The sequence below is a fragment of the Croceivirga thetidis genome, assembly GCF_012272815.1.
Lineage (GTDB): Bacteria > Bacteroidota > Bacteroidia > Flavobacteriales > Flavobacteriaceae > Croceivirga > Croceivirga thetidis.
In genome coordinates this window covers 1-5,327 of the sequence record NZ_JAAWWL010000005.1, presented here as the reverse complement: position 1 = coordinate 5,327, position 5,327 = coordinate 1, and the positions used below count along the sequence as shown (strand labels likewise).

Sequence of the window (5,327 nt, the reverse complement as noted above, 5' to 3'; positions counted from 1 at the left end):
GATGTTGCCCGTTGCATTTGCGGTGTTGATGGCCACAAGTGCAAGTGAAGGGTTTGAAAGTGTAAGGGTATAGTCCTCGGTAGCCTCGATGATATCATCTTCAAGGATGTCAATGGTAATGGTGCGTACCTCACCATCGTTACCGTCAAAGTTGAGCTGACCTGTCTGTGCGGTATAGTCGTCCCCTGCAGTTGCGGAGCCGTCGCTTGTTGCGAAGTCCACGGTGAATGCCTGTGGGAAGTTACCCGTCAGCACCACGTTGAATGTAGCGGTCCCATCGCCCTCGTTCACGGTGACCTCCGTTGGGTCGAAGGCAAGCCCTGTCACGCCGGGATCGGCATCGTTGTCAAGAATGTCACCTCTTTCCCTTGAATCCGTTATACCTATTAAATCAGTCGAAATGTTTGATAAATCAATCACAAAATGTTCTTGATTTTCGATAATGTCATCGTCTATTATGGTTATTGTAATAGATTCAGTCTCACCATCGTTTCCATCAAAAGATAGTGTTCCAGCTTGTGCTTCATAGTCTTGTCCTGCTATAGCTAAGCGGTCATCCGTGGCAAAATCTACTGTGAAAGCTTCTGATACATTTCCAACAAGGGTTACTGTGAATGTTACTGTCCCTACGTCTTCGTTGAAAGTGTAGTCAACAGCATCAAAACCTACACCTGACCCAGGAGCTGTATCATCATCATTAATAGTCACCTGGCCTGAACCATCATTTATTGAAGGTGTATTAGTGCCTGCAGATAATTGCACCGTAAAGTTTTCTACTCCTTCTATTACATCATCATTAGTAATAAGGATAGTAATATCTCGTGTTTCTCCATTGGTACCCGTAAAAGAAATGACACTTGATTGTTGTGTGTAATCTTGTGGTTGTACAGCTGAACCATTAGCTGTAGCATAATTCAACGTAAAGCCTCCAGAAACCGAGCCAATATGTGTTATGGTCAAAATCGCGGTACCGTCATTCTCATTGACGGTAATATCATTTATTGATAGGCCAATCGGGTCTCCGTCAGGGCTCACAAAAATGTTTTGAACATGTTCAACCGTATTTCCGGCACAGTCAGAAGCTGTCCATGTTCTTACGATAGTGTATGAAGTACTGGTGTTATCACCGATATAAGATTCAACAAAATCTACAGTTGGATTGTTATCGCACGAATCACTTGCTGTGAGTGTTTCCGGTGAAGGAATATTATCAAAAGCAGCCACTGTATCTTGTGGTAAGGCCTCATTAAAAGATGGGTCGTTCGTATCTTCAATCGTAATAATTTGTGTAAACGTTTGACTTACCCGGCCACAAGCATCAGTAAATGTAAAAGTATTGGTATAGGTGCCTTCTACAGCGCAACCAGCTTCAGGTACAAAAGTGCCAGAGACCTCGTTCAGGGTGAAACTACAGAATTCAGTATCTGGAACTAAAGCTTGAGCGGCAGCGAGGGCCGCAGAATCTGTACAGCTTATCGTTCTATTAAGCGCATCTGCTGGTGTACTCCAATTTACTTGATCTGGTGAATTAATAGTCAAAACAGTTGGGTCGGTATTACCAGTGCCACATTCATCCAATGTTCCTGAACTGTTCGTAGTAACCAAATCTGTATTAATTGTTCCTCTATAGGTTGCTGAAGCCTGTAATTGAAAACTTCCGCTACAAGCGGATTCCAAGAAATAACATTGGTCCTTAACCCTTAAATTAAAGTCAATTGTATAGGAAGTGTCATCAGGGTCGGTTAAACCATCAGCTACGTTGAAAGTTAAAACCCTAGTGGTAGAATTGTAATTAAAAGTAACCCCAGCAGGTAAATTACTTGGCGCATCAAAATCCACTTCTTGTGGAATTGTCATTTGAATCTGTAAATCTTGGATTGCGTCGTTACCATTATTGTCGAGTTCTACCGAAAATGGAACCAAATCTCCTGGATTGTAAGCGGTATCCCCTGTACGCGTATCTAGTTCCAAGGCACCAAGATCTGGCTCGTAAACGGCTACCGAAAGTCCTAGTAAATAAACTCCGTAAGTTTCTTGGGTTGTTGTTATTCTAAAATTCGCAGAAGTTTGATTATTACCTATCAAGTTGTTTCCAGAATTGCCTAAAGGAAACAAACCTGCATCAAACCCGAGGGTATTTGTACTCGCAGGATTCCTATCTATGAAGTTGCTCCCATCTTTGGTAATTTTACTGTTGAAAAAATTTGTTGAGCCCCTTTGAGAAGTGCTAAGGTCGGTCCAAACACCACTGGTATTCTGAATTTGTAATTGATCACCAGCGATATCAAAATCACCTTCTAGAGCTCCAAGCACCACATCAGCCAAGACCTCACCATTAGGGACAGTCTGAAATCCACTAAAACTAAAATCTTCATTATCAACGCCACCGTCCGAACTACTCGAAGTAATATTCACATATCCATCAAATAAAGTAATGTTTTTACCAATGAGATCAGGGTTCTCATAAACAAATACGATTTGCCAACCACCTGCAGTACCAATTCTTCCTCCACTTTCAGTCCAAATTCGACCTTCTGTTGCTTTTACGTTTGCTACTTGGTATTTTCCAAACTGATCACTCAACCCTTGTATCAAGGATGTGATATCCTTTACACAGACATATGGCGCATTTTCAAAGCTATCGTCACCATCCCTATCCCTGTAAATAATGTCATCTGCTGTTAATGTGCTATATGAAGTTTGGCCAGGCAGCATTAATTTTACCTGATTGAAATTCCAATTTGGTTCACTACCTCCGTCCCCAACAACAACTTCTGTACCATTTACCAAATATTCCTGATCAGAAGCTGACCAATATAAATATGCACTTAAATAGTTCAGACAGCCGACGGCCGGTTCTGGGTTTGTAAAATTTGCACTACTTGAATTAAATGTAGTTGGATCGGAATCAATATCAACAAAGACATTGTCTGTAAATTCGTGATTGCCCTCAGTTCCAGTGTAGGAATCGGTTGCGGATCTTGAGAGTACATTGTTGGCAATTATAGTTACATCCCCATTGATTGTAGAAGAATATCGTGGTGTAAAAGCTGTTTTAACCTGCCCATACCCTAGGAAAGAAAATAGTACCAGAAAAATACTAATGCTACCACACTTTGTTCTTAAACCGGTTAGGTTAATCATTTTTTGCTATTTAGTGTTTTTAGTTTGTTCGGGAGAACCTTTTTGTGCAATAAAATCTTTAAATCAACTATTTCATATTAATCCAATGTTTTAGTTTCCGATCAAGGCAAAAAACAAGTAAAACAAATTTTACTTTTTGGACTAAATTAATTTATTCTACATAATTCTATTTCTTTTGGTTTTAGTTCGAACTCAAGAAAATGAATCCATTAAATGGTTCAAAATCAGTATCAGGAACACTTATGATATAGTAATAGGTTCCTGAAGGTAACAAAGACCTGGTTCCAATTGCATTACCTGGCGCAGAACCAGCCCAATTGTTCTGATAATCATTAGCTTCAAAAACCATATCTCCCCATCTATTGAATATCATCACATCGAACGAATAAAAGCAAAATTCGGTTCCGGTAATATTGAAAGTGTCATTTATACCATCTCCGTTAGGTGTGACGGTTTTTGAAATAATTATGTCTTCTCTGGTACAGGAAGAACAACTGTTGTTAATTTCAATTGTGAAAGTCGCATCAAACTCACATGTTCCAGCAACAGATTTATATTGAATCTCAAAACTACCTAAGCCTGTATCAATAGCGTTTAAAAATCCCTGTTCAATAACTACAGATTGAGTAGAGGAAAAAGATCCTTCTTTATCAAAATTTTCCGGTAAAAAATCTAGCAAATTAATCGGGTCATCTTCAATACATATAGTTAAGTCGATATTGAAGACTTCTGGTTGTTGAACAAAAATTGTCTGAACAAATTCAGCCATATTACCACAAGAATCTGTGACTTCCCAAATTCTCCTAATAACATAATCAGAAACTTCATCGGAGAATATGGTTTCCTCTGAAAAGACTTCTTGGTAATTTCCGCATCCTCCTGAGTATTCCAATACAGGAATTTCTGGAATTTCCTCTCCACAGATAATGAAATATTCTTCTTGATAATCAGCTACAATTGCACCGGTTGGAGGAACTGTTATTATTTGAGTATGTTCAGCACTGTTTCCAGAACAATCGGAAACGCTCCAATTTCTTACAACCAAATATCCATCTATACAGTTAGTGTCATCAATGATTTCTTCGTTAAATGTAACAGAAATGTTACCGTCACAATTATCAATTGCAGTCAAAACTATAGCATCAGGTACTTGATTGCATTCAACCACTAAATCTTCTGGTAATTCTTCATTAAATACGGGTGCACTAGTATCAATAACTTGAATTGTCTGTTCATGTGAAATCGTATTTCCTGCACAATCGCTCACCGTCCATATCCTTGATATCACATAATCCGATGGACAATCATCAGTATCGATGATAATTTCTTCGAATTCAATATTCACATTTGAATCACATAAATCATCAGCTGAGATATTAGCAACTTGTGGTATTGAATCACATTCTACCGTAATATTGGAAGGTAATTCACTTGTAAAAAAGGGTAGCTCATTGTCTATAACGGTTATTACTTGAACATGGTTTCTGACATTATTGACACAATCCGTTGAACTCCATGTTCGAGTGATTGTATATTCATTTTCGCATTCGTCATCTTGACCAGTAATTAATTCTTCGAATATAATCTCATAATCACAATCAGATGCATTTAGTGTAATGGTCGGAACCTCTGGAATCTCTGAACATGAAACAGTTATATCTGAAGGGAAATCTTCCAAGTTGTCATTATCAATAATTACGCCTGTTGCCAAAGCTGTGTTGATTGCAAGGTAGTCTATTGAAATTGATAAGAGCTCTAAGTTGAATGACTCTTGATTTTCTACAATTATATCATCAATAATTGGAACTGTAATATTATAGGATTCCCCATTAGTTCCAGCAAATGAAAGCTGCCCGGTCAGTCCTGTGTAATCTTCCGTATTTGTTGCCGTTCCATCAGAAGTAGCAAAATCCACGGTAAATGGTTCGGCCACGTTTCCAGTAAGTATTACGTTAAAGGTAGCTGTACCGTCACCTTCGTTCACGGTAACCTCTGTGGCTTCGAATGCAATACCGGTCACCCCAGGAATGGCATCATTGTCTTCAATGTTGCCCGTTGCCTCAGGTGTATTTATTGCTACTAGGGTAGAAGATGCATTGGATAGGGTAATGAGATAGTCCTCAGTCGCCTCGATGATATCATCTTCCAAAATAGGAACAACTATTTGTTGTGTCTCACCATCG

2 protein-coding genes are annotated in these 5,327 nt (G+C 39.0%); both read right to left on the bottom strand.

Annotated features, from left to right (window positions below; genetic code table 11):
- Nucleotides 1–3,144 (bottom strand): Calx-beta domain-containing protein (locus HCU67_RS16465; protein WP_282597834.1); only part of this gene is annotated, 3,144 nt, incomplete at its 3' end.
- Nucleotides 3,145–3,325: 181 nt separating this feature from the next.
- A partial coding sequence (locus HCU67_RS16460) for a Calx-beta domain-containing protein (protein WP_168553766.1) occupies nucleotides 3,326–5,327 on the bottom strand: 2,002 nt, incomplete at its 5' end.